Genomic DNA, 25,646 nt, shown 5'->3' with positions numbered 1-25,646 from the left:
CGGGCCTCAATCTAGTGTTGGTTTAGTTCTGAAAAGACTCCGGCAATATCCGCCTCTTTGACGCTGTCTCCGACATACCAGCTCAAAGTGTCGTAGAAGCCGAGAAAGGAGCCCTTTGTCTTGGCAAGAAGGGCCATGGCTTCGGCAGCGGAGATCGAAAGCCTGCTGACGAAGAAACGAACGAGAGCGGCCTCGGCGTTCGGGTGGGCAAAGACAAGCGCTGTCGGAGAATTGGCCGAAATCGTCGGCAGGGCCGGAGCCTCAGACCTGCATGGCAAGGTGATCGACAAGCGGATGTCTCTGGAGGATGCAGCTGCTTCGATTACAAAAGCCTCAGCGTCAAGAACCCAAGCCGAACGCGACGTGTCGAAATACTGGAAATCGCGCTGCGCCAGCCCAAGCGTTACCCTCTTCGCTTCTCCTGGCGCCAGATGAAGCTTGGTGAAAGACTTAAGCTCACGGACGGGTCGTTTGAGACCCGGCTTAATCGGCCGGACATAGAGTTGCACGATTTCCTTGCCGGCAACCGTACCTGTGTTGCGGACGGTAAGGGAGGCGGTGCAGCCGGCGCCGGGCGTGATCTCCTGCGTATCGAGCCTGAGATCCTCATAGGCGAACTTGGTGTAGCTGAGCCCATGTCCGAACGGAAAGGCTGGCGTTATCGCCTTCAGATCGTAGAACCGGTAACCGACGAAAATGCCCTCGCTATAAACATGCCGGCCATGCTCGCCCGGATAGGTGTGCCAGCCCGGAATATCCTGCATGCGAACCGGCATGCTGGCGGAGAGCTTGCCGCACGGGTTCTGCTCGCCAAACAGGATGCGGGCCAGTGCTTCGCCACCGCCCTGCCCGGCATAGAAACTGGCCAGGACGGCGTCGACATCCCCAATCCATGGCATCTCGACCGTGTCTGGCATCGAGAGCACGACGACGAGCTTGCGACCTGTCGCCGCCAACGCCGTGATGAGTGCATCGTGGCTGGCGGCGAGCTTCAGTGTGTCGCGGTCGTTGCCCTCGCCGTGACGGCTCTTCTCGTTTTCCGCAAACACGACAACTACATCGGCACGCTCCGCGGCTTCGACGATCGCCGCGATCGACGCCGTCACGTCGGGCTGCGCGACCGGCGAGAAGGGCAGATGCCGGACCTTCAGACTGTCTCCTACCCGCGCGGCAATCTGAACGAACGGACTGTCGACGCGATAGGGATTGGTGGTGGCCGAGCCGGAGCCTTGGATAACAGGAGTGACGGCGCCGTCGCCGACAATGAGAAGCTCACCCGGCCCGCCGGGATCGAGCGGCAGCGCCTGGCCCTCATTGCGCAGCAGCACGATCGATTCCGCCGCGATGTCGCGCGCCAGCACATGATGCGCCCCGAAATCCGCCGGCGTGCCGCGCAGCTCGCTCGACTTGCATTTGCGCACGAACGCCAGAACATTGGCGCAAGCCGCATCGATCACCTCGGGCGCCACGTCGCCGGCGTTGATCGCCGCATGGAGACGCGCCTTGCGGGGTTTGCTTTCCGGCATGTCGAGTTCGGTGCCGGCATCGAGTGCTGCGCCACGATCCTTGATCGCGTGCCAGTCTGACAGGACAAGCCCGTCATAGCCCCATTCATCGCGCAGCACGGTTCGCAGCAGCCAATGATGTTCGGCGGCCTGGATGCCGTTCAGCGGATTATAGGCGCTCATCACGGTCCACGGCGCGCTCTTTTCGATGGCCCGCTCGAAGCCTGCCAAGTATATTTCGCGCAGGGCGCGCTCATCGACATCGGAACTGGTCGTGGTTCGCTCGATTTCCGAATTATTGCAGGCGAAATGCTTGAGCGAGGCGCCGACGCCGTTATCCTGCAATCCGCAGATGACGGCTGCTGCCATGTCGCCGCTGATAACAGGATCCTCGGAATAATACTCGTAGGCCCGCCCGGCCAGCGGCGTGCGCCTTATGTTGATGCCAGGCCCCAAAAGCAGATGAACCCCGAAATCCTGGCACTCGGCCGCCAGTGCAGCGCCCATGCGATAGGCAAGATCAATATCCCAGGAACAGCCGAGCAGATTGCCGTTGGGAAAGCACGTGGCTGGACGGGTGGCACCGAACATGCCGCCCGATCCGTCGCCCTGTTGCCCGACGAGATCGAGGAACGCCCGCAGACTGTCTTCGTCGTTGTCGCCGGCGTCGATCTGGGTGGTCGAGTAGCGCACCCCATAGGCCCCATCGGTCATGACGATCGAAGGAACATCGAGCCTGCTGATCGATGCCGTCTTCCACAGGCCACGCCCGCTCAGGAGATCGACCTTTTCGGCCACCGTCATCTGATCGACAAGCGCTCGAATGTCGGCGTCGCTCGGCTGGAACATGATTGGTCTCCGGTACTGCGGATCAGGCGTGTGTCAACAGATCTTCTGAAGGAGTTCCATCAGCATCATCCGCTCGGCAAGCGTCAGCGTGCTCAGCGTTTCCTGCGAGATCTGCAGCGCGACCGACAGGTTGCGGGCAACTGTCACCTCGCCTTCCGGCGTCAGCGTCAGCACCAGCCGGCGCGCGTCGGTCGCGTCGGGGGCGGTGTGAACGAGGCCACGCTTCACCAGTCGATCGACGACGCCCTTGATGGTCGCCATATCCATGGCGGTCTCGCGGCCGAGATTGCCCTGCGAACAGGGCTGCAGGTCCTTCAGCCTGACCAGCGCCGCCCATTGGGTGGTGGTCAGCTTCTCCGCCATCAGGCTCGCAAAGATCGCCACGTGCCGCTGGTTGGCCTGGCGCAGATAGAAGCCGATCTGCTCGCCAAGCGCATACTGTGCCTGCTGGCCGGGCCCTTCGGTCGCTGTGGTCTTTTGTCGGCCGCCTTTGTCTTTGAACGGAACGTCCATCGGATCTCTCAAATCTGCCTGTTCGTCGTGGTGACCGGCAATGGCGCTGCCGAATTTACTCTCGCCATAATTTCAGAATGGCTTCTGTCGTTAGAATTTCAATCTGCTCCGAAAGCCTTGGCGCCAGGATCTCGATGACCATGGCGTGCGCCTTTAAGTCGCCGCTTGCCAGTGCGTCCTCGGCGAGGATGACCCGGTAGCCGGCGTCGACCGCATCGAGAACGCTGGCGTAGACGCAGACGTCGGTCTCGACCCCCGAGAAAATCAGCGTGTCCGTTGCCGATCCTTGCAAACGCGCAGTAAACCCGGGCGAGCCAAAGACCGAATAGGTCTCCTTGTCGACGATGGAGCCTGGAGCGGCGATCGCTGTAAGCGGCGCGACCAGATCCAGCATGGCGATATCGAGCTCATCCAGCGTCACCGATGACCAGCGACGATAGTAGGTCTTCCAGCGGCCCGTGGCACCTTCGGCATTTTGGGGCACCATGAAGCGAGCAAAGACAGTCTCAGCGGGCCGCGCTTTGCTCAGCGCCACCACATTGGGAAGGATGCCTTCGATCGCTGGCGTATACCACGCCGTTTGCTCGGCGAAGAGACGTTGCATGTCGATGACGACATGCAACGCATTCCTGGAGAGTGGCGCGGGGGCCATCATCAGTCGGCCACCGGGACGGTGTGTTCCGCGGCCCAGGTCAGGGTGATGGTGTCGCCATCGCTCAGGACCTTGCCATCGCGGTTCTGTGCAAACAGCTTCAGCGGCAGACCGTCTGCCGTCTCGAGCAGATAGGACAGCACGGGACCTGCGTAGATGACGGTGGTGATGCGCGCCGTCAAGCTGTTGCCAACCGTCGGACCCGATGCGATCGACATCTTCTCCGGGCGCACCGCGAGCGTGACGTTCGAGCCGCTCGATGGCAACGTGCCGGTGGTCTGAACTACCGTCCCATCGGCGAGACGCACAGCGCCGTTCTCCACGGTGCCGGTGAGGAAGTTGGAATCGCCGAGGAATTCGGCGGCAAAGCGCGTCAGCGGTCTCTCATAGACGGTTTCCGGCTCGCCGATCTGGACGATGCGGCCCTTGTCGAGGATCGCTACCTTATCGGACAGCGTCAGCGCCTCTTCCTGGTCGTGGGTGACGAAGATCGTCGTCAGGCCGCTTTCGCGCTGGATGCGCAGCAGTTCGACCTGCATTTCCTGGCGCAGGCGCCGATCGAGCGCCGACAGCGGCTCGTCGAGGAGCAGTACGCTCGGCTTGATGACCATGGCGCGGGCCAGCGCAACGCGCTGCTGCTGGCCCCCGGACAGCTGCTTGGGCATGCGATCGGCAAAGCCAGGCAGATGCACCATTTCCAGCGCGCGGTCGACTTCCTTGCGGGCGGCAGCACCCTTGATGCCCCGGCGTTCGAGACCGAAGGCGACGTTCTGGGCAATCGTCATATGCGGGAACAGCGCGTAGGACTGGAACATCATGCCGATGTTACGGCCCCAGACCGGAATGTCGGTGACATCATTGTTGCCGATCGTGACGACGCCCTGGTCGGGCTTGATAAAGCCCGCGATGATGCGCAGCAGCGTGGTCTTGCCGGAGCCGGATGGCCCGAGAAGGCTGGTGAAAGAGCCTTCGGGGAACTCGGTGGTGATATCGGACAGGACCGGTGTGGTGCCGTAGGTCTTGGCGACGGAATTGACTTTAACGTTTGTCACTTGTGTCTCCGGGCTTGGCGAAGCGCGCAAAAATCAGGATGATCGTCATCGAGCCGAGCAGAAGCACGGTGGAAATCGCGTTGATTTCAGGGGTGAAGCCCTTGCGGATCGAGGAGTAGATCTGCACCGGCAGGGTGGTGTACCCGGGCGTTGCGAGGAAGTAGGAAATCACGAACTGGTCGAGCGACACGGCGAAGGCGAAGAGCGCGGCGCCAAGGATGCTCGGATAAAGCAGCGGTAGCGTCACCGAGAAGAAGGCGTGAACCGGTGTCGAACCAAGGCTCATCGCGGCTTCTTCTAGGTCGGCGCGGATTGTCTTGAAGCCCGTGCCGACGACCAGAACAACGTAGGGGATGGCAAGTGCCACGTGGCCGATCAAAAGGGCATGCATGCCGCGCCCGATACCGGTCCAATAAAAGAAGATCAGCATGGCCGTGCCGGTGATCAGCCAGGGAATGGCAATCGGCGGCAGAAGCATCAGTTGCAGGAGACTTCTGCCGCGAAAGGTCCGGCGCGACAGCGCAACGGACGCCATGGTACCCAAAGCCGTCGCCAGAACCGCGGTGATACTCGCGATCACCAGGCTGTTCAGACCCGCCGTCAGAAGGATGCTGTTGTCCCAGAGCGCGTCGTACCATTGCAGCGAGAAATGGAATGGCAGTTCGTAAAGTGGCGAAGCGTTGAACCCCATCGCCATCATCACCAGAATGGGCGTGTAGAGGAAGATGAGGATGGCGATAAGATAGATTGGACCGAGCGTTTTCATGATCCCTTCCTCAAGCGACCGTTCCGCGGCGCAGGACACCGGAGAAGGTTGCGAAAATTGCGAGCACGACAGCCAGCAGCGTAAAGGACAACGATGCGCCCAAAGGCCAGTTGAAGGCCTGGGTGAACTGATCCTCGATCACCGTTCCCATGGTCACGCCGACACGACCGCCCAGAATGCGCGGTTCCATGAATGAACCGATGACCGGAATGAAGATCAAAACGGCGCCGGAGATCAGCCCGGGAGCCGCAAGCGGCATCAAAATCTTGAACAGGATGGTCCACCAGCGCGCGCCGAGGCTTGAAGCAGCCTCAATGATCGCGTCGTCGATGGCCACCAGCGCTATGTAGCAGGTCAGGATCATGTACGGCAGGTAGCCGTGAACAAGACCAACCACCACGGCATAGCGCGTGTAGAGAAAGCCGATGGAACCCGCTTCCGGAGCAATCATATGCAGCAGACTGTCGAGAAAGCCGTTTTCGCGCAGCACCATGGTCCACGAAAAGACGCGCACAAGACCGTTGGTCCAGAATGGCAGGAGAATGAGGATCAACAACATCTCTCGCGTCTTGCCGAAGGTCGAGCGGACCAGTGCCACGGCCGCCAGGAAACCAAGCACCGCGCAGAATAGCGTCGTCCAGAAGCCGATCAGCAGCGACGTGATGCCGATCCCGACCAGATAGGGTTGATCGATGAACGCGCGGTACTGCTTCAGTGTAAAGATGATCGGGGCCTTGCCCATCGGTGTCGCCGACATGAAGCTAAACACGAACATGGTCAGCAGCGGCAGAAAGACGGCGAGTGTCAGCCACCCATAGGTCGGCAGCAGCAGCGCCGTCGTTGAAACCCATGGCGGGAGTGGGCGCCGGCTGCGCGGACCCGAAGGTCCGCGCTCTGACGCTGATATCAGACGATCATTCTGCATAGAAGGCTTTCACTTCCTGCCAGATATTGTTGAAGGCTTCGCGCCGGTCGTCGGGAATGCCCGAGACAAAGGACGTGGTCTTCAAATATTCGGTCTTGTGTACCAGGCGGGTGAGATCGTCGGCAGGAAGTGCTGAAAGGGCTGCCGAATTTGAAGAAGCGGGGGCTCCAATCTTGGTTGCCCATTCGACATAGAATATCGGATCGATCATCCAGTTGACGAAGGCAAGAGCACCTTCTGGATTCGGAGCCGATGCCGGAACACCGAGACCATCGACCCAACCGACGCCGCCTTCCTTAGGCACTACGAACTGAACCGGGAGTTTGGAAACGCGCTTGGATCGCACCGAGCCGCCCGACCAGAACAGCGACAGGTCGAATTCCTTGGCGGCGAACGACTTGTTCCACTGATCTTCCGTCGACCACAGCAACTTGACATTCGGCTTGATCGATTTCAGCGCGGCCGTAACAGCAGCCAGATCCTTGGGATCGTTGATGTCCTGCCCGCTCATCAGCGCGCCAACGCCGACATTGATGATGGCGTCGTCGTCCATGGCAACACGGCCCTTATAGGCCGGGTCGGCGAGGACCGCGTAACTGTCGGGAACGGTCATGCCTTCACGGATGGCAAGCGAGGTCATGCCCCAGACCCACGGAACGGCATAACCCTTGCCATCCTTGCTGAAGTTCGGGTTGGCGCGCAGGGTCTCGTCGACTGTTGACGCGTTTGGAACCTTGCTGAAATCGATCGGCTGCAGCAGGTCTTCGGCAACCGCCTGGGCGCAACGCGCGGCGTTGAGGATAACAAGATCATAGGCGCCCGGATTCGTGCGCATCTTGGTCAGCATTTCCGATTCCGAGCTGTAGTAGTCATGGACGACTGTGATGCCCGTCTTTTCGGTGAAAGCCTTCAGCGACCAGGCTTCGTCGGTACCGTAGCCCTGCCAGTTGAGGACCGTGATAGATCCGGCCGAAAAGGCTTTGCGCGGCAAGGTGGAGATGCTGACGCCAGCAATCAGTGCTGCGGACATCAACTTCATTGTGTTGCGTCTGGTGAGTTCAGTCATTGTGGCACCCCTCTTGAAGATACACAGTTATGGACCATCATGACCCGCGGTCATCGACCTCAACGGATCGGCTAGCTTGAAAACAAACAACGTGCCAAAGCGCGCTTAATCATTTGTATACATACTAAAAGCAGATGGGCATTGTCCGTGGGGCGCTGACGTCTCGGCGAAATGAAGCGCGCGCTGCGACGCAGCGGCATACCACTTCTGCAAGAACAGCACATCACTTCACTGAGCGGCCGGCATGAATCCACGGATCTCCTGCAAGCTGTTCGTTCAACCCTCTGACTTTAGCATCAGTCTTTTATTTTATATGTACACAAACTATCTGTGAGGAATCGAGACCTGTCAAGCACTGCCTTGCTTTAGGGAGCGCTTGACGATGAAAAATAGACGTCGAGCCGGCGATCCTCCGCGTGTTCAGCAATCATGACGCGTATTCCGTCGCCGCCCGACACATAGTTGATGTCCTGCCCGTTGATACGGGCGGCAAGAACATCGCCCAATGCCAAGCCTGGCAACTCGATGAAACCAGCCTCGGAGACCGGAGCAATCGTGCAGGCCACCCGCCCGTTGGCGAAGACGATGCGCGACAGCGTAGTGTGCAGATCTGTCTTCAGTGCTGCGCGCCCGTTCAATGTCATCATCAGGGTTCCGGACTTGACGACCAGCTCGAGCGTTCCCGACGGCGAGACCATAGGTCCGAGCACCACATCCCGGCCGGCATGGCGCATCGTCCATCCGGTCCACGGATCGAAGTCAACAATCTCACTGGCAGCCATCAGCGGTAGCATGGCGGCCCAGATGTAGAATGGATCGGTATCGCCTTGGTCCATCGCCTCGCCGGTGACGGCATTGTAGTTTTCGGAGGCGATACGATCCTCGCGCCAATTCTTCATGAACAGGTCGTAGCTCTGGCTTGCCAGCTTGCTCGCCGCCGCCACGAAGCCGTAGCGCCGCAGGCCGAGCCAGACCATATAGTTGACGTTCGGCCAGATGCGGCCGCGCCAGTAGACGTTGTCGGCGAAGGCCGGATCGTCTCGCGTTGCGTTCGGCAGCACGAAATCACCGCCGAAGGTCGTCTCGTCGCTCAGATGCTCGAGCAGACGCTCCGCCTGCGCCGGCGTCGCGGCGCCGCACAGCAGCGGGTAGAAGCTGGTCGGCGACAGCGAGCGCACGAAACCGCCGCGCCGCTGGCGATTGGCGAAGATGCCGCGGCTCTCGTCCCAGAGCGTCTGCGAGATCAGCGTCCGCTGACGTTCGGCCAGAGCGGCGAATTCGCGGGCATCGTCATGCTTGCCGAGCACGGCGGCCATTTTCGAAAGCATCTCGGCATCGAGAGCGGCCGCGCAGTTGAGGCCGAGATCGAAGGTCGACAGCGTCCGGGTGACGGGATCGTAGATCGCCTCGTCATGGGTCGCGGAATTGTCCATGCCGGTCTCGTTGCGCGCGGCAAAGGCCGTCCCCTTGTAGAGGCCCTCGCCCACATCGGAGGTGCCACAGGACAGCAGGCCGAAACCGTCCGGATCGCGGTTGTCCTGCCACCAGCGCCGATTGCGCACCAGCGCCTCGTAACTTGCGTGGATCATCGACCGCTCGCCGGTCCGCTGGTAGAGCTGCCAGACGACCAGTGCGCCGAACGGCAGCTGGGTGCGATCGACCCAGGCATCGTTGGAGGTGACGATGCAGGCGATATTACCCTGCGGGGTTGCGCCGGCCATCGCGGTCGCCATGTTCTCGCGCGCCAGATCGGCGTCGAACACGCCTGCAAGAAGGGCGGCGAAAATCTGGTCGTTGAACCAGACGGCGAATTTCCCGAGGTTCCAGATGCGGGTGACCGCGGTGTAGGAACGCGCGTTGGTTTCGTCCCAGATGGTGTTCCAGGCGACGACGTCACGCATCGCATCGAGCGCGCCCTCGAACACGCCGGTCTGCGCATCGGCGATCGCAGCTGGCGCGCCGGCGGCAAGGCATGCCTGCGCCTTGGAGATCGCCAGTTCGGCACTATCGGCGACACCTGCGGCATATGCGCCCTCGCGCATCATCTCAAGATTGAAACGCAGGGCAATCAACGGCGCTTCGCTCCTGCGGGTGGCGGTATAGAAATAACCGTTTTCCTCGAAGTCGGCCCGCAGCGCCTCGATCGTCTCGTGGCCGGTGACGTGCACCGGCGCCTCGGCGGTCGCGACCGCCACGAAGCGCGTTCCGACCTTCAGCAGCGTGATGTTGCGGCCCGCGTCATGGACCACCACCTCGCCGCCATCTGAGGAGATTGCCAGCGTCAGCCAGAATCGCAATCCCCACTCGGCCGATACCTTGCCGTTCCAGCTGCCGCGGATGGCGAAGGGGTCGGTCTTTGTCGTTGAGAAGGCGACCGTCGTGCCGCTGAGCTCGGTTTCCAGCTCGATCAGCGAGCCGTCGATGGTGTGACGGCCGAGGCGAACCGTGTCGCGTCGCGGCTCGATCGCAGATGTCGTCTTGCTGCGGGTCGAATAGAGAACCGGTGTGATCCGCACGCCGAGCGGCAGGAAGACCATTTCGGCCGGCCGGTTGGACCAGCTATTCCAGGCACGCATCAGGGGTATCGTCGAATGTTGTAGCATGGATCTGTAACTTCCGGTCAGTTTGCCAGCTGGATGAGTTTCGGTGCGGCGGACAGGCCGCTCTTGTCGGCGGTGTCACCGAGATAAGGCGTGTTGATGTAGTAGCGATTTGCGGCCGTGTTGGCGACGCGCAGTTCCAGCGAATGGACGCCCGGAAGCAGCCGCCCCAGAGCAAAGCGGTAGGGGCGCCAGCCTCTTCGATCGATCTGCCGGCCATCGAGCAGCGCCGCGACCACCGTGTGGACCTCGGGCAATTCGAGAACCCACTCGGCCTCATCGCCGATTTCGAGCGCCAGCCGATAAGTGCCGGTACCGGAGAAACCGGCAAAACCCTGCGTTTCCCACCCTGCAACCACCGAGATCGGCACGAATCCCGCGTCAGGGCCCGGCGCGAAGCTCCAGCCGTCGACAAGCGATATGGCACGAGCCGCGGCAAGGAGCGGCTGGTGCTCGAGATGGCCTTGCCCGGTGGTCTTCTGCGTCGTCTCGCCCAGTCGAATGCATTGCACCTCCTGGGGCGCGAGCGCGACTGTCAGGTGGCTGAAGACGGTTGCCTTTCCCACGTCTCCCGTCGTCGCGGACCAGACCTCGCACGCGAAACCGTCGCCGAAGGAAATCTCACTGATGAGGTGCGATGCGCCATCGTTGAATAGCACGACCCGCCACCAACCAGCGGCCTCATACCCCACCCATTGCCAGGGTCTGCCCGTGGAATGACAGGCAAGATCTGGACCCGATGACCGAAGCGACTGCAACAGAGCGGTGATGTCGCCTCTGCCAGGCATTCCTTCGAGATGGATCGACGTGCCGACGGCACGCCCCGCTGCGCCATCGCAGACGGTGGAGAGCCGCTCGCCTGAAGACCAGACAGCACCACCCGCCGCCTTGAAGACGGCGAGCATGTGCAAGGTCTTCGTCGTCTCGAGCACGGTGACGGACGGCAGAACGACAGCATCGAAAACAAGGCCGGACGCGCGCAGGCGGCCGTTCTCGATCGTAGCGGCCGCCAAATCGACCTCGCTGACGAACATGAAGTCGCAGCCTTCTGCTAAGAGCCCTTCGCACCAGGCGCCGATATGGGTGGCGTGGCTGTGGCGCGGCCCCTCCGCGAAGGCGGTCTGAAGCGGATAAAGGATCGCAACCGGCGTGCGGGGCGTGGCCCCCTCGATGAAGGCGGAAATCCGAGCCGTCTCCTCGGCAAACAGATCGTGGTAGCTCCACCACGGCTCGAAATTGATGCCCGGCCCGAAATCGAAACGTGGATTGGAAAACGGCGTAGGATCGTCGTCGCGCCCGTCCGTCTGGTAGACGCCGTGCCAGAGGAATTGCCGGGTCCCGAGGCAGTGAAGCCGGATGGCCTGCGCCCGCATCGTCTCCAGGGTCAGTTCCCATTGCCCGGCGGCACGCACGGGTGTTCGCTCGGCGCTGGCATAAGTTTCGACGACGCATCGGCTGCGACCATTCGAACGGGCAACGGAGTCGCCGAGCTTCGGCGCCAGCTGCGCCACGAAATTGTTGGAATCAACGGCCGTCTCGTGCCGGTAGGCATCGATGCCGAAGAAATTCACGGCAAGCGCCACCCTGGGGTCGATGCTGGTAAAACCACCGTTCAGCGACCAGGAACTGACATGCGGCAGGATCTCGTGCCCTGTGAGGACGATCCCTCTGCCCTCGGCCCATCGGCGCAACGTGCCGGAGAAGGCCTCGTTCATCAGCGCCGAATAGGCGGCGTAGAATTGGGCGCGCAGCCGCAGGGTTTCAGGCCCGACGCCACGCACCAGCGCCAGCAGGGCCCTGGCGAAGGTTTCGCCTGTGCCGCGCGACACGGCGTCCGGCAGGGTTGGCGCATAGAGCAGGCTGTTGCCGAGGTCACCGGAGATCTGGCTCCACTTGTAGAAACCCGCCGCCGGCTGGTCGTAGAATACGAAGCCGACGGGATCGGGCACGAGATCACCAAGCACCTCGACCAGCGGGTCGAGCCCGACCTCGATGAACCGCTCCGCTGCCTCTGGCAGGTGATAATTGATCAACCGCGAGGTCGTCGACCGGGCGCTGACGAACACCGTGAGCATCTGCCCCTCGGCGGGTACACCGTCGAACGCATGGGTGCAGGATATTCCGTCGCTTTCGATGATGGATGTCCGCGCTGTGACATCGACCACCTGATCGAGGCTGTCGATGCCGACCGATGGATGCAGCAGCGCTGCCTCGACGGTCCATTCGCACCACTCGACGATGCTGCCCTCATACTGCCACGCGACGATATCGGGGCCTATCGTCCGGGTGAACGGCGGATGGATGCCGCTGATCTCGCCCCGCGCCTCTCCCGAAGACGACCAGAACAGGTGGCGCTCGCGCAGGTCGTCGCGGTCCACGACCGTTCGGCCGCCGGCGTGACCGCTGATCCAGTTGTAATCGTCGTAGATTCCGAGCTTCAGGCCCAGCTTGCCGGCAATCCCAGCCGCAACACGATAGGCGTCCAGATAGGCCGGCGACAGGTAGTCATCGCGCGACATTGCGAGACGGGCCTGAATCAGGATCGTGCCGATCCCCTTCTGTTTGAAATCGGCGAGCTGCGCGTGGCAAACGTCCTCTGTCGGGATCGAATGCCAGAACCAGTAGGCCGACGGGCGAAACGCGGCTGTTGGGTTCTCGAACAAGTCGCGGCCGCCGATATCCTGCCTGGTTCGGATCTGCTCCAACTCGTCTCTCCCTAGTGGCTTGCTGCCGTCACGCGTTGCATGGCTTTGGTCGTTTCCGTCCAGGCCAGCTTGTCGGGGGCGAAGCGCGCTCTCAGATAATCGGCGAGATCCTTGATCTGGCCGTCGTTCAGCGTCTGGCGGAAAGCCGGCATCGACATCACCTCCGGGGCTTGGCGGCCGGTCGTCTGCGCGAGGATTGCCGGCGCCTCGACACCGTTCAGGATTGCCTGGATGAGATTGTCAGGGGTCGCCGCATGAAGATTGCTGTTGAGCGCCAGCGACGACAGGATCGTGTTTCCAGAATGGCACGTGGCGCAGGCGCCGTTGAACAGCCGCTCGCCCTTCGGCGAAATCCGCGCGGCGGAAGCCTTTGCCGCTTCACTCGCGGCAAGGGCGGCCTGGCTCTGCGCCTTGCTATCGGCCGGGGCCTCGTTGAGGCTTGCGAGATATGTGGCCATGGCGCGGATATCGCTATCCGGCAGCGGCTGCATGACCTCGACGACATGCGCCATCGGGCCGGCGGCACTGCCGTGATCGCGCGAATGTCCGGTGCGCAGGTAGTCATAGAAGGCGTCTGCAGTCCAGCCGACCGGGCCCTTGGCGAACGCATTCAGGGCGGGCGCCTCCCAGCCATCGGCAAAGCCGCCGGAAAGCCGGGCGCTGCCGCTCTTTTCCGCGCCGAGCGCATTGCGCTCGGTGTGGCACGCCGAACAGTGGCCCAGGGTCTCGACGAGATAGGCCCCTCTGTTCCACTGCGCATCGCGGGTCTCGACATATTTGAACGGCTGCGCCTTCAGGAACAGCGCGTTCCAGCCCGCCATCATCGCGCGGATGCTGTAGGGGAATTTGAGCTTCGTCTCAGGCGCCTTTTCGGCGACCGGCGCCTGCGTCATCATGTAGGCGTAGAGCGCCTGAAGATCGGCATCCTCGGCGCCGGCGAACGAGGTGTAGGGGTGCGCGGGATAGAGGTGATGGCCGTCGCGGCTGATGCCCTCGCGCATGGCACGTTCGAAGGCCGGGTAGGACCAGGCGCCGATGCCGCTTTGGACATCGGGCGTGATGTTGGTGGCATAAACTGCGCCGAATGGCGTGTCGAAGCGCCGGCCACCGGCAAAGGGTGTTCCGTCGTTTCCGACATGGCAGACATTGCAGGCGCCGGCCGCCGCCGCCAGCCGGCCGCGCTCGATGGTGGCGGCGCTGTAGACATTGGCGTCCGGCTGCTGGATGGTGCCGATCGCCGGGCGCCATGGCGATGCCATGGTCACGATACCGGACAGAGCGGCGACGGCACCGATCGCCGAGAGGCCGACGTTCCACCACCTCCGCTTTTTCGCGACCGGGGTAGCCGGCGTTTCGTCCGTCTTGCCGTTCAGCGCGGCAAGGACCAGTTCCGGCGTCAGCGGCAGTTCGCGGAAACGAATGCCGGTGGCATCGTAGACGGCATTGGCGATGGCCGAGGCGCTGGGAACGGAGGCGGACTCTCCGACGCCGAGCGGCGGCTCTTCCTGGCGCGGCACCATCAGCACGTCGATATCAGGTACCTCGGGGAAGGTAATCAGCGGGTAGCCGCCCCATTCCTTCGACTGCACCGCGGTCGAGGAAAATTCGACCTTTTCCTTCAGCACCCGGCTGGTGGACTGAATGATGTTGCCGTGGATCTGGTGGCGCACTCCGTCGGGATTGATCATCATTCCCGAGTCCTGCGCGCATGTCACCTTGGTAACCGCGATCTCGCCGGTCTTCTTGTTGACGGCGACATCGGCAACCCATGCCGCCCAGGCGGCGGCCTTGCCCGGAAACGGCCCGTGGACGTAGACGGCATAGGCAAATCCACGGCCGTAGAGCAGATCGCCTTCGCCGCCGAGCGTGCCCCACGTCGTATGCGGCACCCACTTCGCCCGTTCGGCCAGCGCATGTACCAGGTCGACGGCGCGTGGGTCGTGGAGGTAGCGAAGCCGGTACTCGACCGGATCGACGCCGGCGGCGGCGGCCAGCTCGTCGACGTAGCATTCGTGGGCGAATGTATTCGGCATCGCCGACACGCCACGGAACCAGGAGGCGCGTGCGATCGGCGGCATGTCGTGCACGGTTACGCGCAGGTTGCCGTAGGCATAGGGTGGAATGGCGGTACGATCGCCCATCTGCACGACGTCGGAAACGGGCGGCAGCTTGCCGGTGAGGATCAGGGGAAGGGTTGGCGCCAGATTGGAGGGATAGCGCGTTTCAAAATCATAGGCGGACGGACCGCCCTCCAGGTCGAGACCGCCGCGCACATCCATGATCTGGGCGGCGCCCTTCGGCTCCCAGGCATGTTCCTGTTCGCGCGTCAGCTGGACCCGGACGGGTGCCTTGACGGCCCGCGACAGCAACGCCGCGTCGGCTGTTACGTCATCGGCGCAGTTGCGGCCGTAACAGCCGGCCGCCTCCAGCCGCTCGACCCTGATCTGCTCTTCCGGCATGTCGAGCAGCAGCGCCAGATCGCGGCGCATGGGATAAGGGTTCTGGGTTCCCGACCAGACGGTCAGCCCAGCGTCATTGTAATCGGCCACCGCGCAGGACGGGCCGATCGAACCGTGCATCTGGTAAGGCCAGACATAGGTGCGGTTCATCGGCTGGGCGCTGCCGGCCAATGCCATGTCGACATTGCCGCGATCGGCAAGCTTGCGTGGCGTCGACGGATTGGCGCGCAGCGCCGCCTCCGGCATGTTCAGATCCGGCCACTCGGGAGGTGCGCGCCACACGACCTTCAGGCTCCCGGACGCCTCGATGGCGATTTCCTCACGGGTCGCGACCACGCCGACGAAATCACCGATGGCAACGACGCCGACCAGCCCGTCGATATGCGCGACCGAGGTCTCGTCGATCGAGATCAAGCTGTTTCCGACATGCTCACCGTGATCGAATCCGGCATATGGCGGGCGAATAACGCGGCCATGCAGCATTCCAGGCACGCGCACATCGTGGACATAGGTCCAGCGCCCGGTTGCCTTCTCGGGAATATCGACGCGCGGGCGCGACGAGCCAACCAGTTTATAGTCCGACGCCGGCTTCAGCGCCGCATTGCTGTCGATCGACAGCCTGACATGGCTGCCGACGACAACATCGCCGAAGTTCAGCTGCCAGTTCTCGCCGCCGTCGGCACGGATGATGCCGTCCTCCAGCCGCAGCCGCTCAATCGGCAGGCCGACCTTCTCGGCGGCCTTGACGAGCAGATGGTGGCGGGCGGTGGCGGCGGCCTGGCGCAGCGGTATCGCGGTGATCTGGATGGTTTCGCTGGCAATGGTCGCGCCCTGATTGGGCGCGGCGGTCGTCGTGCCGAGCACCATGTCCACCTGTTCGAACGGCACGCTGAGCTCTTCGGCGACGATTTGCGCCAGCGAGGTGCGGATGCCTGTCCCGAGATCGACGTGGCCGTTGAACGCTGTCACCCGGCTATCGGCCCCTACGGCGATATAAAGCTCGGCGGCGTCGCCCATCGACGCGTCATTGACAATGAGAAGCGTGCTCGCGGCTGCCATGTAGGCGGACTTGGGTGCTTCGCGGTGGTTCATCGCGAAGCCTCCGTCATGTCGTCGGTCATCGAGTCGACTGGCCGACCGGCTTTGGTAAGGGTTACGGCGCGCCGCACAGCGGCCAGTATCTCAACATGCGTTCCGCACCGGCAGAGATGGTGCCGCAGAGCATCGCGAATATCGCTCTCGTCGGGATCCGTATTTCGCTGAAGCAGTCCAACCGTGGCGATGATCATGCCGTTGAGGCAATAACCGCATTGCGCCGCCGCCTCTTCGATGAAAGCCTGCTGTACCGGGTGCAGAAGCCCATCCACCGCCAGCCCCTCGAGCGTGATCACGCGTCGTTTGCCGATCGCGCCAAGCGGCACAGTACAAGACCGCACCGGACGGCCGTCAACCAGAACCGCGCAGGCGCCGCATTCGCCCAGGCCACAGCCATATTTCGGTCCATTCAGGCACAAGTCGTTACGCAAGATGTAGAGAAGCGGTGTTTCCGGTTTCGCGCTAACGCGCCAAAGAGCGTCGTTGACATTCAGTGAAACGGAAACGGAAGGCTTCATGGGAGCTCCTCCAGCATCGCGCAAATAGCCAGGCCTTTTGCTACTGGACGGATCGCTATACGGCGGGCGCCTTGGCGGCGCGTGCGCATCATAACGATGCGACTGTCACCGACATTACGCATCTACTGCCCCTCATTTTTATATAAATAGCGTATACGCTTCATATCGAACGCTGGCAAGTCGAATTTCGTTGTTGCAAACGTTGAAAAACGCGTTACGCTGGGGCATCCAACTAAATCAGCCGCCGCGAATGCTTGTCTCGCTGTTGCATTTTAAAGCGTATACGCTATAAATAAGCCAATTCGCCTATCGCCAGAGCGATACGTTGAAAAACGGAAAAAAGGGGTCGCCATGTCCACGGGAAATGAAAAGATCGCGATCATCGGTGCCGGCCTCGGCGGCGCGGCTGCAGGCGCGCTGCTCCAGCATGCCGGCTTCAACGTCCAGATCTTTGAACAGGCCCCGAGTTTTTCCCGCCTCGGCGCCGGCATCCACATGGGACCGAATGTCCTGAAGATCTTCCAGCGCATTGGCATGGACCAGAAGCTGATCGATATCAGCAGCACGCCGGCCTATTGGTTCAGCCGGGATGGCCTGAGGGGAGACTATCTCTCCCGCATCCCGCTCGAAGGTTATGGCGCGACCTATTGTACCGTCCATCGCGGCGATCTCTCTGCCTTGCAGATGGACACCATGACTCCCGGCACCGTCCAGTTCAACAAGCGATTGACCCGCCTCGAAGACAATGGCTCGGGTGTCTACCTCGAATTCCAGGACGGCACCTCGGCGCGCGCCACGATCGTGATCGGTGCCGACGGCATCAATTCGCGCGTCCGCGAGACATTGCTGGGCGCCGAAAAGCCGCACTATAGCGGCTGGGTCGGTCATCGCGCGATGATTTCGGCGGAAAAGCTGAAGAAGTTCGACCTGACCTTCGAGGATTGCGTCAAGTGGTGGGGGCCGGATCGCCACATGATGGTCTATTACACCACCAGCCGCCGCGACGAATATTACTACGTGACCGGCGTCCCGCACCCCGCCTGGGAATTCGACGGCGCTTTCGTGCAGAGCAGCCGCGAAGAAATGTCGGAAGCCTTTGCCGGATACCATCCGGTCATACAGGCGCTGATCGAAGCCACCGACGACGTCACCAAGTGGCCGCTGTTCAACCGTAACCCGCTACCGCTCTGGAGCCAGGGCCGCATGGTCCTGCTCGGCGATGCCTGCCATCCGATGAAGCCGCATATGGCTCAGGGTGCGGCCATGGCGATCGAGGATGCGGCCATGCTGGCGCGATGCCTAGAGGAAACCGGATCGCAGGATTACGCGACCGCCTTCCGCCTCTATGAGGCCAGCCGACGCGATCGCGCGACGCAGGTTCAGACCGTGTCCAACGCCAATACGTTCCTGCAGACGCAGGAAGATCCTTCATGGGTCTACGGCTACGACGTCTATGCCGAGCCTATCCTCGACAAGAGCGTCGCATGAGCGCGTCCCTTCTCTACGGCGCGAATGTCTCTGCCAACGGCATTCGCCAGCATTACCTCCGCTATGGCGGCAAGGGTCGGCCGGTCATCCTCATTCCCGGCATCACCAGCCCGGCGATCACCTGGGGCTTCGTTGCCGAACGCCTTGCCGACCGCCATGACGTCTACGTTCTCGATGTTCGGGGCCGCGGCCTGTCCTCGACCGGTCCGGATCTCGACTACGGTCTCGATGCCATGGCCGCCGACGTCATCGGCTTTGCCCAGGCGCTCGGCGTTGGCGCTCCTGCGCTGCTTGGCCATTCGATGGGTGCGCGCATCGCCATGCGGGCGGCAAATACCGGCGGCGAGTTCTCCCGCCTCGCCCTTATCGATCCCCCGGTCTCCGGGCCGGGCCGCCGGCCTTATCCGAGCAAGCTGCCCTGGTATGTCGATAGCATTCGCCTCGCCCTGGCAGGCATCGATGTCGAGGGCATGAAGGCGTTTTGCCCGACATGGACGGAAAGCCAGCTGCAGTTGCGCGCTGAATGGCTGCACACCTGCTTCGAGCCTGCCATCGTCACCGCCTTCGAGGACTTCCACAAGGACGACATCTTCCCGGATTTCGCCACACTGAAGCAGCCGTCGATGTTGATGGTCGCGGGACGTGGCGGGGTAATTGCGCCGGAAGATGAAGCGGAAATCCGTGGGCTCAACCCCGCTATCGAGATCAGCCGTGTCCCGAATGCCGGTCACATGATCCCTTGGGACGATCTCGACGGCTTCTTCGAGGCGCTTGGAGATTTCCTCTCCCGATAAACGCCAATGGCGGGTCTTTGGCCCGCCATTTTTATTGCCGCAGCGAGAGCGCCCAATGTGCGCCCGCTCACTCATCAAAGGAGCCGTCCGTGCAGAAACCCTATCGTATCGGCCAGATCGTGCCGAGTTCCAACACAACGATGGAGACGGAAATTCCGGCGATGCTGATGGCTCGCCAGCTGATCCGCCCGGAGCGCTTCACCTTCCACTCCAGCCGCATGCGCATGAAGAAGGTGGTCAAGGAAGAACTGGCCGCCATGGACGCCGAATCCGATCGGTGCGCCATCGAACTGTCCGATGCCCGCGTCGACGTGTTGGGATATGCCTGCCTCGTCGCCATCATGGCGATGGGCCTCGGCTACCATCGCCAGTCGGAAAAGCGACTGACCGGCCGCACGCAGGAAAACGACACGAACATCCCGGTCGTCACAAGCGCCGGCGCGCTGATCGAGGGCCTGAAGGTGATGAAGGCGAAGAAGATCGCCGTCGTCGCGCCCTATATGAAGCCGCTGACCGAACTCGTCGTGAACTATATTCGCGAGGAAGGCTTCGAAGTGATGGATTGGCGGGCGCTTGAAATTCCCGACAATCTGGATGTTGCCCGCCACGATCCGGAAAACCTGCCGGCCATCGTCCAGACGCTCGATCTTTCTGATGTCGATGTCATCGTGCTTTCGGCGTGCGTGCAGATGCCGTCGCTGCCCGTCATCGCCAAGGTCGAGGCCATGACCGGCAAACCGGTGCTCACCGCTGCCGTGGCAACTACCTATTGCATGCTGAAATCACTAGGACTGGAAGCCGTCGTGCCGGGTGCCGGTGCCCTTCTGTCCGGCGCTTATTGAACCTGAATTTGTCGTTTCCGCCGCATTGCGGCGGAGGAAAACAAGGAGTGCCCTATGCAGAGTGCTGAAACCAACTATCAGGGCGTTTGGGGCAACCGCATCGGTTTCGGCCAGCGGCCGGCCCTTCTGGTGATCGACTTCCTGAAAGCCTATACGGTGGAAGGCGCGCCGCTCTATGCGCCGGGTGTCGTCGATGCCGTCGCACAAACACCGGCACTTCTGGCTGCGGCGCGCGCCGCAGGCATTCCCGTCATCCACACCCGCATTCTCTATCTCGCTGAAAACTGCGCCGATGGCGGCATGTGGGTGAAAAAGGCTCCGGTCATGATGGCCATGGTCGAGGGCAACGTGCTGGCCGAATTCTGCGATGGCGTCGAGCCGGAAAAGGGCGAGCTGGTCATCGTCAAGCAATATGCCAGCGCCTTTTTCGGCACCAGCCTTGCCTCTCTGCTTCACACGCAGGGTATCGATACCGTCATTCTTGCCGGATGCTCGACAAGCGGCTGCATTCGCGCAAGTGCGGTGGATGCCGTCCAGCACGGGTTCCGGACCATCGTCGTGCGCGATTGCGTCGGCGACCGGCACCCCGATCCGCACAATGCCAACCTCTTCGATATCGACAGCAAGTATGGCGATGTCGTTTCGAGGGAGGATGCCATCGCCGAAATCGCCAAGATCAAGTCCGACTGTCCGTAACTTTGCAAAAACAGCCAAGCCTTCACGTAAGATAGGGGAACGAGCATGGATCAATTCAGCTTCACCGAAATCTGCCTGCATCAGTTGAAGATGTCGGGTGTCCACGAGGGCGAAAAACTCATCGTCCTGACCCAGGGCAACGAGCGCCTCGATTATGCCGACGCCTTCATGGCGGCGGGCATGCGTCTTGGGGCCAAGATGTATCACATGCGTTTGCCGCCGGTGCCACCGGCGGGCGCATGGGCCGTCGGCCAGACAGGCCTCGCGGCCATGCCGGACGCGGTCGAGGCCCTGAAGGCCGCCGACATGCTGATCGATTGCATCTTCCTGCTCTTCAGCCCGGAACAGATGGCGATTCAGGCGGCCGGAACGCGTATCCTGACCGCCGTCGAACCGCCGGAGATTCTTGCCCGCATGTTGCCGACAAAGGAACTGCGCGAGCGCGTGGAATTTGCCGGAGACCTGCTGTCCAAGGCGAAGGTGATGCGGATCACCTCGGACCATGGCACGGATGTCACCTACAAGCTCAACACCTATCCGGCCGTCACGGAATATGCGTGCACCGACGAGCCGGGCCGCTGGGATCATTGGCCATCCGGCTTTGTCTTCACCGGTGGTGACGATGATGGCGTCGACGGTACGATCGTCGTTGCTCCGGGCGATATTCTGCTGCCGCAGAACATCTACGTGCGCGATCCGATCTACTACACCATTGAAAACGGTTGGATCACCGACATTCGCGGCGGCCTCGACGCCGAGCTAGTCAAATCCTACATGGACGGTTTCAACGATCCGCGTGGCATGGGCATGAGCCATGTCGGCTGGGGCCTTAATCAAAACGCCAAGTGGCATCGCATGGTGCCCGGCGAATTTCCGGGCGGCATGGGCATGGAGGCCCGCTCGTTCTACGGCAATGTCATGTTCTCGACCGGCCCGAACAATGAACTGGGCGGGCCGAACGACACGGCCTGCCATCTCGATATCCCGATGCGTAATTGCTCGCTCTTTCTCGACGATGAGCCGATGGTCCTGAACGGTGATATCGCCGTCAAGGAAATGCAGCACACCGTCAAATCGTGATCGCAACCCACCTGCTTGGCGTGAAAACACGCCAAGCAGCTCGAGCCTCCTATGCCATGACCGGTGAAACACGCTGTGGTGTTTCCTGCATGGACGCACTAGACGCTGCAACCGATGGACCCGCTAACATGACTGTCAACGACACCGAACGCCCACGTGAAGCCGCGGTGTCAGAAACCGTCTATGATGTTACCGAGCAGGTGGGTCACTTGCTGCGCAAAGCCTATCAGCGGCATCTCTCGATCTTCCAGGCCAACGCCAGTGACCCAGACCTGACATCGGTCCAGTTCGTCACGCTCTGCGCGCTACACGATCTCGGCCCTAGCTCTCAGGTCGAATTGGTGAAGGCCACCTCGGTCGATCAGGCGACCATCCGCGGGATCGTCGAGCGTCTGAAAGCACGTGGATTGATCGATCTGTCCAAAGACAAAGCCGACGCCCGCAAGGTCGTGATTTCTCTCCTGCCGAAGGGTGAGGCGGTGCTTCAGGACATGTATCCTCGCGCATATCTCATCAGCGAGAAAACCGTCTCTCCCCTCAATCCGGCGGAGAGAATTGCGCTGCTGTATCTTCTTCGCAAAATCGCGGACGATGAGGTTGGAGAGCGGTGACGAGATTGGCGCCCTGCCATGATGGCGTGTCGTGGAATATCGACCTCATGACCGGCATCGTCGTGGTTGACCTTCTTCACAACTTTGATCTGGGGTACGGCGGCGGCCTTCAGTCACTGGGCCTGTGCCCAACAAGGACCGTCTGCTATGCGCACGCGCCGCATCCCGACCGATTTCGCCGTGATCAGAGGATATACAGCGCGGAATGAAGTCTTCCAAATATAGTTAAGCATTTTCTAACATGAATCGCATGTCGCGCAGCTCCGCCGGGGAACAAGCGGAGGTGGGCGGCGTTCACCCGGCAAACAAGGAGATTGCGATGGCTCGATATCTCGGCTCTGCCCATGGACGCCCGCTACCACCTACGCCCGACATTGCAACGCGCATCCGCACCAACCCGCGCGTCAAGACGATCCTCTGGTCTATTGTCATCTGCATGACCGTGCTGGTCGTCATAGCCCTGTTTTCATCCCATGTGCTCTGAGCACCATTCACATCGCAGTGGTGTCATGAGTGGCGACCGTTATCGGGTCGAGCCCGATGGCAGCTCTTGGACAGTCATGGACACCTTGACAGGACTTCCGGCCGCCACGAACGGCAAGGATCTGGTGCAACTTCGAAAGCGGGACGCAGATGAAATCGCCGAGGAGCTGAACGGTTGCGAGCGTCGCGGGACTGCCAGTCCCTTGCTCTAAGAGACCGTCATCGGATTGCCGTGAGCTATTGTCGTCGGTCGGGCACATTTCGTCGTACCGTCAACCAACCCATTTTCAGCATTGACCCACCATTCCTTCATGGATGCGAAAGCGCGCCCACCGACTGATGAAGACTGCCGTAAGTGCCAATGCCCAATTCGATCTCGCGCCGCTCTTCGGAGCGGGATGATGCTGGCCTTGATAGTAGGTGTCTCTTAGTGATCTGCCCATCCCTTTGACCACGGGGGCGGGTCCGGTGTCCACAAATCAGGGGAATGGGGTTTTAAAGTGTGGAATCGAGAGGCTTTGGTTAGCGCGTTGGGCAGTAAATCGAGACCTTGTCGCGGGGTAAGAAAGTGCCCCTGTTCACGTCGCCAACGCCTGCTGCCTCCGCCGCTGCCTGGGCCATAGGATCAACCAGATCACCAAAGCAAGGTTGACGCAGTTCCAAAGGAAGCCATGCAGGAAAGCCAGGCGGTAAGAGCCGGTGGCGTCGAAAATATAACCAGCGGCCAAGCCCCCACAAGCCATTCCAAGCACGGTCGCCATCAACACCAGGCTGATGCGGATACCCGCCTCACGTGGCGGCAGATATTTCCGAATGATCACGGCATACATCGGAACTATGCCACCCTGAAATAGCCCGAACAGGCCGGAGATCACATAGAGCGACGACTTGCTGTTGAAATACAGATATAGCAGCAGCGCTGCCGCCTGCATCGACGAACCGAGGATCAACATCGGCCCGGCACCGATCCGATCGGCGACCGCCCCGGACGCCAATCGGCTGACGACACCCAGTCCAAGCATCAAGGCGATAATCTGCGTGCCCACCGCCACACCGTAGCCGAGATCCCCGCAATATGCGACGATATGGACCTGCGGCATTGACATTGCCATGCAGCACGCAAAGCCCGCGACGACAAGGACGACCTGCAACGCGTTCGGGCTTAGGCCCAGTTCGGTGCGTGCTGCTTCGGTTACCGCCTCGGCCTGGACATAGGTTACGGTCTGTAGACGCCGCTTCAACAGCAGACCGATGGGCACCATTACCAGTGGGATGAAAATGCCGATTCCGACATGGGTTGCACGCCAGCCCTGGGTCGTCTGGAAATGCTCGATAACCATCGGCCAAACCGCCCCGGAAAGATAGCTGCCCGAGGCCGCAAAGGCGACTGCGAGCCCCCGGTGCCTGCTAAACCAAAGCGAGAGGTCGGATATCAGCGGCGCAAAGCCGGCAGCTGATCCAAGGCCGATTACCAGCGAGAAGGCTGCGAACTGCCAAATATTGGTGGTAAGGGCAGCCAGGATGTAGCCAACGCAAAGCAGGAACGCGCCGATCAGCACTGGCACGACGATGCCGACCCGATCGGCCAGACGCCCCATTACAACCCCGCCAAAGGCAAAGCCAAGCATCGTGCAGGTATAGGGAAGCGAGGCACCGCCGCGCACCGTGTCGAACTCGACTTGCAGGGTTGGAAGAAGCACCACGACGGACCAGTTGCCGACGCAGGCAACGGTGCCGAGGATCAACGTGAGTACCAGCCGCCACCAGGCATACCCAGAGTCGACGTCGCCAGAATCGGACCCACCTCCCGCAGTCATCCGCTTTTCAAACATGGCCACGGAGAGAACTCCTCAGGGTCCGATTATGAACTGAACGCTCTCGACCAATGCCAAGTGCATTCGTCTCGTATGACGAGCTTCGGTGCGTTGAATACCTGTTTGACGAGCCCATACTCAAGCCCCCGCCATCATCCCTTTCAATCGCTCCGCAATCGTCGCAATCTCCGGCGGCGAGGCATCGAGCCGCTTGAGCTCCGCGTCGAGCAGTACCGGCACGCTCGCCCCTTCCGGTAGCGCCGCCAACGCCATCCCGCGCTGCCCGTCGAGCCAATAGGGCTCTTCCTTCCCACCAAAGCGCGACAGCGCCAGCAGCGGCTTGCCCTTGCGGTCGGCGCCATATTGGAACTGCACATACTTGCCGCCCAAGACCGGGTTGATTTGGGCCACTTTGACTTCCCGAAGATCCAGCGTGGATTCCCGCCGCGCCAAACGGCGGCTGCGATCGCTCTTGGCGCCCCCCGCAAACAGGCCAGTCCCTGCTGCCGCGATCCCCAGCACGAGGGCGCTGTCCACGAGCGTGCGGTTCCACAGCATGTCCAGCCCCAGCGACAGCGCCGCTCGGTTGGGCTGCGATGCCGAACGCACCACATCGACCTCATAATCGCCCGTGTGGAAATTCACGAACATCAAGTCGATATCGTGCTCCACGCTCTTGCCTTCGATTTCATAGGCGACATGGGCTGAGCAATCGACGAACACCACCCGCCGCGCATGGCATTCCCCATCGGTGATCGTCGCGTCGGGCACCGCCACCGAATCGCTCGCCACTAGCCAGTCATTGACCACGCCGGGCGCCTGCCATACCCCGATAAACCCCGCCACCGCCAGCAGCATCAGCCCCCCGAGATAGAAAAATACCCCCGGCCAAACTCCCGTCTTGCGGATACGAATTTTGCGGTTGGGCAACGCTTGGTTCAGGTCTGTCATGTCGTTCCCTCGCGCCTCACAAGACTCCTGCGTCCGCCATACTTCAGCTTTCCGGCCCTGTCTACGTGCAGTCCCCCAGCCCCTAAGCCCCGCCGCATAACAGCTCCGCGGTCTCGTCGTTTTGCTCTTCTGCCGCCAAACATCGCCATGCCGGCGTCACGACACCGCGCCCCGACTGAAGA

The 25,646-nt window shown here is 61.6% G+C and carries 20 protein-coding genes; 7 read left to right on the top strand and 13 right to left on the bottom strand.

Annotation, left to right across the window (positions count from 1 at the left end; translation table 11 throughout):
- Positions 1–11 precede the first annotated feature (11 nt).
- The 11 genes from RLCC275e_RS26270 to RLCC275e_RS26220 all read right to left on the bottom strand — a co-directional run bounded on the left by RLCC275e_RS26270 (position 12) and on the right by RLCC275e_RS26220 (position 16,705).
- Positions 12–2,354, bottom strand: a complete 2,343-nt coding sequence (locus tag RLCC275e_RS26270) for a beta-glucosidase family protein (protein ID WP_033184102.1) — start codon at positions 2,352–2,354, stop codon at positions 12–14.
- 33 nt (positions 2,355–2,387) lie between these two features.
- Positions 2,388–2,867 (bottom strand): MarR family winged helix-turn-helix transcriptional regulator, encoded by a 480-nt coding sequence (locus tag RLCC275e_RS26265; RefSeq protein WP_033184103.1) that lies wholly within the window; start codon positions 2,865–2,867, stop codon positions 2,388–2,390.
- A gap of 55 nt (positions 2,868–2,922) precedes the next feature.
- A complete protein-coding gene (locus RLCC275e_RS26260) occupies positions 2,923–3,522 on the bottom strand; it encodes a cysteine hydrolase family protein (protein WP_033184104.1) in 600 nt (199 codons plus the stop codon).
- Positions 3,522–4,571 carry an ABC transporter ATP-binding protein gene (locus tag RLCC275e_RS26255; RefSeq protein WP_003554931.1) on the bottom strand — a complete coding sequence of 350 codons (1,050 nt, stop codon included), beginning with the start codon at positions 4,569–4,571 and terminating at the stop codon, positions 3,522–3,524. The genes RLCC275e_RS26260 and RLCC275e_RS26255 overlap by 1 nt, the downstream gene beginning before the upstream one ends.
- On the bottom strand, positions 4,558–5,337 hold the full coding sequence (locus RLCC275e_RS26250) for an ABC transporter permease (RefSeq protein WP_003554934.1): 780 nt from the start codon (positions 5,335–5,337) through the stop codon (positions 4,558–4,560). The genes RLCC275e_RS26255 and RLCC275e_RS26250 overlap by 14 nt, the downstream gene beginning before the upstream one ends.
- Before the next feature lie 10 nt (positions 5,338–5,347).
- Positions 5,348–6,262: an ABC transporter permease gene (locus RLCC275e_RS26245; protein ID WP_033184105.1), complete on the bottom strand. Its 915-nt coding sequence runs from the start codon at positions 6,260–6,262 to the stop codon at positions 5,348–5,350.
- Positions 6,252–7,328 (bottom strand): ABC transporter substrate-binding protein, encoded by a 1,077-nt coding sequence (locus RLCC275e_RS26240; RefSeq protein ID WP_003554938.1) that lies wholly within the window; start codon positions 7,326–7,328, stop codon positions 6,252–6,254. Before RLCC275e_RS26240 ends, RLCC275e_RS26245 begins: the two co-directional genes overlap by 11 nt.
- 365 nt (positions 7,329–7,693) lie before the next feature.
- Entirely contained in the window at positions 7,694–9,931 is a 2,238-nt protein-coding gene (locus RLCC275e_RS26235; protein ID WP_033184106.1) for an MGH1-like glycoside hydrolase domain-containing protein, read from the bottom strand.
- 17 nt (positions 9,932–9,948) lie between these two features.
- Positions 9,949–12,633: a carbohydrate-binding protein gene (locus RLCC275e_RS26230; protein WP_171891371.1), complete on the bottom strand. Its 2,685-nt coding sequence runs from the start codon at positions 12,631–12,633 to the stop codon at positions 9,949–9,951.
- Positions 12,634–12,644: 11 nt separating this feature from the next.
- Entirely contained in the window at positions 12,645–16,184 is a 3,540-nt protein-coding gene (locus RLCC275e_RS26225; RefSeq protein WP_033184107.1) for a molybdopterin cofactor-binding domain-containing protein, read from the bottom strand.
- Positions 16,181–16,705 carry a (2Fe-2S)-binding protein gene (locus RLCC275e_RS26220; protein WP_003554946.1) on the bottom strand — a complete coding sequence of 175 codons (525 nt, stop codon included), beginning with the start codon at positions 16,703–16,705 and terminating at the stop codon, positions 16,181–16,183. Before RLCC275e_RS26220 ends, RLCC275e_RS26225 begins: the two co-directional genes overlap by 4 nt.
- Before the next feature lie 351 nt (positions 16,706–17,056).
- Here RLCC275e_RS26220 and RLCC275e_RS26215 point away from each other — a divergent pair, with 351 nt between their 5' ends.
- From RLCC275e_RS26215 to RLCC275e_RS26185, 7 genes are all read left to right on the top strand, one after another.
- Positions 17,057–18,193 (top strand): FAD-dependent monooxygenase, encoded by a 1,137-nt coding sequence (locus RLCC275e_RS26215; protein WP_033184108.1) that lies wholly within the window; start codon positions 17,057–17,059, stop codon positions 18,191–18,193.
- On the top strand, positions 18,190–18,987 hold the full coding sequence (locus RLCC275e_RS26210) for an alpha/beta fold hydrolase (RefSeq protein ID WP_033184109.1): 798 nt from the start codon (positions 18,190–18,192) through the stop codon (positions 18,985–18,987). The genes RLCC275e_RS26215 and RLCC275e_RS26210 overlap by 4 nt, the downstream gene beginning before the upstream one ends.
- Before the next feature lie 89 nt (positions 18,988–19,076).
- On the top strand, positions 19,077–19,829 hold the full coding sequence (locus RLCC275e_RS26205) for a maleate cis-trans isomerase family protein (protein ID WP_003554953.1): 753 nt from the start codon (positions 19,077–19,079) through the stop codon (positions 19,827–19,829).
- 54 nt (positions 19,830–19,883) lie between these two features.
- A complete protein-coding gene (locus tag RLCC275e_RS26200; RefSeq protein ID WP_003554955.1) occupies positions 19,884–20,525 on the top strand; it encodes an N-carbamoylsarcosine amidohydrolase in 642 nt (213 codons plus the stop codon).
- 45 nt (positions 20,526–20,570) lie between these two features.
- The gene (locus RLCC275e_RS26195) at positions 20,571–21,605 is read left to right on the top strand and encodes a 2,5-dihydroxypyridine 5,6-dioxygenase NicX family protein (RefSeq protein ID WP_003554957.1); all 1,035 of its coding nucleotides are present in this window, start codon (positions 20,571–20,573) and stop codon (positions 21,603–21,605) included.
- Between the two features lie 128 nt (positions 21,606–21,733).
- The gene (locus tag RLCC275e_RS26190; RefSeq protein WP_003554959.1) at positions 21,734–22,216 is read left to right on the top strand and encodes a MarR family winged helix-turn-helix transcriptional regulator; all 483 of its coding nucleotides are present in this window, start codon (positions 21,734–21,736) and stop codon (positions 22,214–22,216) included.
- Between the two features lie 319 nt (positions 22,217–22,535).
- Positions 22,536–22,700 (top strand): hypothetical protein, encoded by a 165-nt coding sequence (locus tag RLCC275e_RS26185; protein WP_003554961.1) that lies wholly within the window; start codon positions 22,536–22,538, stop codon positions 22,698–22,700.
- A gap of 577 nt (positions 22,701–23,277) precedes the next feature.
- On the opposite strand, the gene RLCC275e_RS26180 is transcribed toward RLCC275e_RS26185, so the two are convergent.
- Together RLCC275e_RS26180 and RLCC275e_RS26175 are read right to left on the bottom strand one after the other, a co-directional pair.
- A complete protein-coding gene (locus RLCC275e_RS26180; protein WP_033184112.1) occupies positions 23,278–24,531 on the bottom strand; it encodes an MFS transporter in 1,254 nt (417 codons plus the stop codon).
- A 120-nt stretch (positions 24,532–24,651) separates the two neighbouring features.
- On the bottom strand, positions 24,652–25,464 hold the full coding sequence (locus RLCC275e_RS26175) for a hypothetical protein (protein ID WP_130708029.1): 813 nt from the start codon (positions 25,462–25,464) through the stop codon (positions 24,652–24,654).
- Positions 25,465–25,646 lie beyond the last annotated feature (182 nt).

Origin of the sequence: Rhizobium brockwellii, assembly GCF_000769405.2 — a bacterium.
Classification (GTDB): Bacteria; Pseudomonadota; Alphaproteobacteria; order Rhizobiales; family Rhizobiaceae; genus Rhizobium; species Rhizobium brockwellii.
This window is presented reverse-complemented; position numbering and strand designations above follow the sequence as displayed.

Bases quoted from the DNA above. Each gene is read 5' to 3' on its own strand.
- RLCC275e_RS26245 (WP_033184105.1), bottom strand. From the start codon at position 6,262: ATGCAGAATGATCGTCTGATATCAGCGTCAGAGCGCGGACCTTCGGGT.
- RLCC275e_RS26190 (WP_003554959.1), top strand. From the start codon at position 21,734: ATGACTGTCAACGACACCGAACGCCCACGTGAAGCCGCGGTGTCAGAA.
- RLCC275e_RS26270 (WP_033184102.1), bottom strand. From the start codon at position 2,354: ATGTTCCAGCCGAGCGACGCCGACATTCGAGCGCTTGTCGATCAGATG.
- RLCC275e_RS26220 (WP_003554946.1), bottom strand. From the start codon at position 16,705: ATGAAGCCTTCCGTTTCCGTTTCACTGAATGTCAACGACGCTCTTTGG.
- RLCC275e_RS26250 (WP_003554934.1), bottom strand. From the start codon at position 5,337: ATGAAAACGCTCGGTCCAATCTATCTTATCGCCATCCTCATCTTCCTC.
- RLCC275e_RS26175 (WP_130708029.1), bottom strand. From the start codon at position 25,464: ATGACAGACCTGAACCAAGCGTTGCCCAACCGCAAAATTCGTATCCGC.
- RLCC275e_RS26265 (WP_033184103.1), bottom strand. From the start codon at position 2,867: ATGGACGTTCCGTTCAAAGACAAAGGCGGCCGACAAAAGACCACAGCG.
- RLCC275e_RS26185 (WP_003554961.1), top strand. From the start codon at position 22,536: ATGGCTCGATATCTCGGCTCTGCCCATGGACGCCCGCTACCACCTACG.
- RLCC275e_RS26240 (WP_003554938.1), bottom strand. From the start codon at position 7,328: ATGACTGAACTCACCAGACGCAACACAATGAAGTTGATGTCCGCAGCA.
- RLCC275e_RS26260 (WP_033184104.1), bottom strand. From the start codon at position 3,522: ATGATGGCCCCCGCGCCACTCTCCAGGAATGCGTTGCATGTCGTCATC.
- RLCC275e_RS26210 (WP_033184109.1), top strand. From the start codon at position 18,190: ATGAGCGCGTCCCTTCTCTACGGCGCGAATGTCTCTGCCAACGGCATT.
- RLCC275e_RS26200 (WP_003554955.1), top strand. From the start codon at position 19,884: ATGCAGAGTGCTGAAACCAACTATCAGGGCGTTTGGGGCAACCGCATC.
- RLCC275e_RS26180 (WP_033184112.1), bottom strand. From the start codon at position 24,531: ATGTTTGAAAAGCGGATGACTGCGGGAGGTGGGTCCGATTCTGGCGAC.
- RLCC275e_RS26195 (WP_003554957.1), top strand. From the start codon at position 20,571: ATGGATCAATTCAGCTTCACCGAAATCTGCCTGCATCAGTTGAAGATG.
- RLCC275e_RS26215 (WP_033184108.1), top strand. From the start codon at position 17,057: ATGTCCACGGGAAATGAAAAGATCGCGATCATCGGTGCCGGCCTCGGC.
- RLCC275e_RS26225 (WP_033184107.1), bottom strand. From the start codon at position 16,184: ATGAACCACCGCGAAGCACCCAAGTCCGCCTACATGGCAGCCGCGAGC.
- RLCC275e_RS26235 (WP_033184106.1), bottom strand. From the start codon at position 9,931: ATGCTACAACATTCGACGATACCCCTGATGCGTGCCTGGAATAGCTGG.